Below are 1962 nucleotides of genomic sequence, written 5' to 3'. Positions count from 1 at the left end.
GGGCGTTCCATTGAGACGGCGATACAGCCCCTGGATGTCGCTGTAGGACGTGAGCAGAACCAGGGTGCCCATCGAGGCCCGCTCCGCAATCGACTCGATGTGCGAAGCCATGCGATCCAGCCAGGACTCCATCGCTACCCGATAGGACTCCGAATCCTCGCCGTTGGAGGTGGGCGGGCGATCCTCCGCATCCCGGGTCAGGTGTGCGATCACGTTGTCCCGCACCCACTGGGGCCGGATGGGTGGCAGACAGCGCCGTCGGTCCTCGGGCAGGGACAGCACCCGCGAAAGGTGCTTGGCCGAATACCAGGTGGCGCCATCGGAGACATCCGCCCGGCGCGAATCCCGCGTCGGGACGTAAAGGGTCGCCGACACCAGTGCGGCCGCATCGAGTTGCGGCCAAATCCGGTCAAGCAACCGCTTCAGCCCGTGAGCCCCGGACGCCAGGGAGAGATACCCGCGCACCGGGGACGACGAGACCTGCAGCATGACCCGCTTGCCCGTGGCGCCGCCCAGTACGGACCGAGTGCGCTTCAACAGCGCCAGCAGACCGGGCTCCGGCGCATGAGTGCGGGACCGCTCCGCTCGGCCGATCAGGGTATCCAGTGCCTCATGCAGCCGGCCGGCCTCGCCCTGGACGGCGGCATAGCCCTCATCATCCGCCAGGAGCAACCGTTCGCCACCCTTCTCGGGGAAGCGCCCGCGCAGGGCTTTCAGGCCGGATTCGATGTCCTCGAGCGCCCTCGGGCAGTCTTTCAGGACCGGTTCCGGCAACCGTTTCGCCAGCCGCGGAAGCTGGTCGAGCGAGGCGGACGGCGACAGTACGGAGCTGGCGTTCTGTTCGAACTGGTGGGCTTCGTCGATGATCAGCACGTCGTGCGGTGGCAGCAGGAAGCGTTCGAGCGCCATGAAACGCCCGTGCAGCGCATACATCGCGTGCGTGCAGAACACGATGGGCGCCTCGGTTTCGAGGTCCCGCGCCGCCAGCGCCGCCGCCACGCCGGGGTCCATCAACCCGTTGTCGTTCTCCTCCACCTCATCGGATGACAGCACGAGCTCATCGGCGGTAAAGCCTTCCGGGAGGAAGCGGGCCAGGTCCTCGCTCAGATGGGACACCGGCACCCCGCCGACCTTGGCAAACGACTGGGTGGCAGAGGTTTGACCGGGCGGAGCGCCCTGCTCCAGCCAGGCGGCCAGCTTCTCGCCGGACTCCCGGATCTCCGGTGCTTCGCTCGACTGCATCAGCTGCGCCATCTGCCCCGCGCGCCCGGCATGGAAGAACTGGGCCGCACCGAGGGCGAACTGCATGGAGCGGTTGAGGGTTGGCGCCCGGGAGAACTCCTCCGCCAGCGCGGCCAGCACCCCGAGCGTCGGAGCGCAGACCACCACCCGTTCACGGCCACCGGACAGCGCATCTTCGATCGCCTGGGCGATGGCCCGCCCCTTGCCGACGCCTGTGGAGGCCTCAGCGATCACGATCTTTCCATCCGTCAGCCCCGAGGACAGCCCTTCGTAGTACCGGCGCTGTTCCGGTCGCATCCAGTCCTTCGCCGGATCCGTCGCGGCCGTTTCATCCCCGGACGGCAGCGATTCGGCTTCCAGTGTTTCCAGGTGCCCGTGCAGCAATTCGCTGAGGACCTGCGCCCACGGCTCATCGCCCTCCCGAAAACCGGAAAAGGCCGCGAAATCCCGTGCCGTCAGGTTGATGGATTCGGATTGCGTACCGATGGGCGGCAGCGATTTTCGGATACCGGTTTCGGCGGCGGCGTGCAGCTGGTCTCGAAAGAACGGCGACACACTCGAACCCGCAACGTCGCCAAGAAGCGACGGCAAAAACTTGATACGGACTTTCATCTATGCTCCATTAAAGTGAACACTGTGCGCTTTACAGCGTACAGGCCGCAGACTAGGATGCAACCCACGTCCACTTGAGGAGCGAATATGTACTTCACCCACACGGTG

At 66.0% G+C, this 1962-nt stretch carries 1 protein-coding gene; it reads right to left on the bottom strand.

The window, feature by feature from the left end:
• Nucleotides 1–1854 (bottom strand): DEAD/DEAH box helicase family protein (locus tag F573_RS0113680; RefSeq protein WP_026300951.1); only part of this gene is annotated, 1854 nt, incomplete at its 3' end.
• Nucleotides 1855–1962 lie beyond the last annotated feature (108 nt).

The sequence above is a fragment of the Thioalkalivibrio sp. ALE23 genome (assembly GCF_000378545.1).
Classification (GTDB): Bacteria; Pseudomonadota; Gammaproteobacteria; order Ectothiorhodospirales; family Ectothiorhodospiraceae; genus Thioalkalivibrio.
The sequence above is the reverse complement of the archived record's forward strand: the minus strand, read 5'-3'. Positions and strand labels throughout refer to the sequence as shown.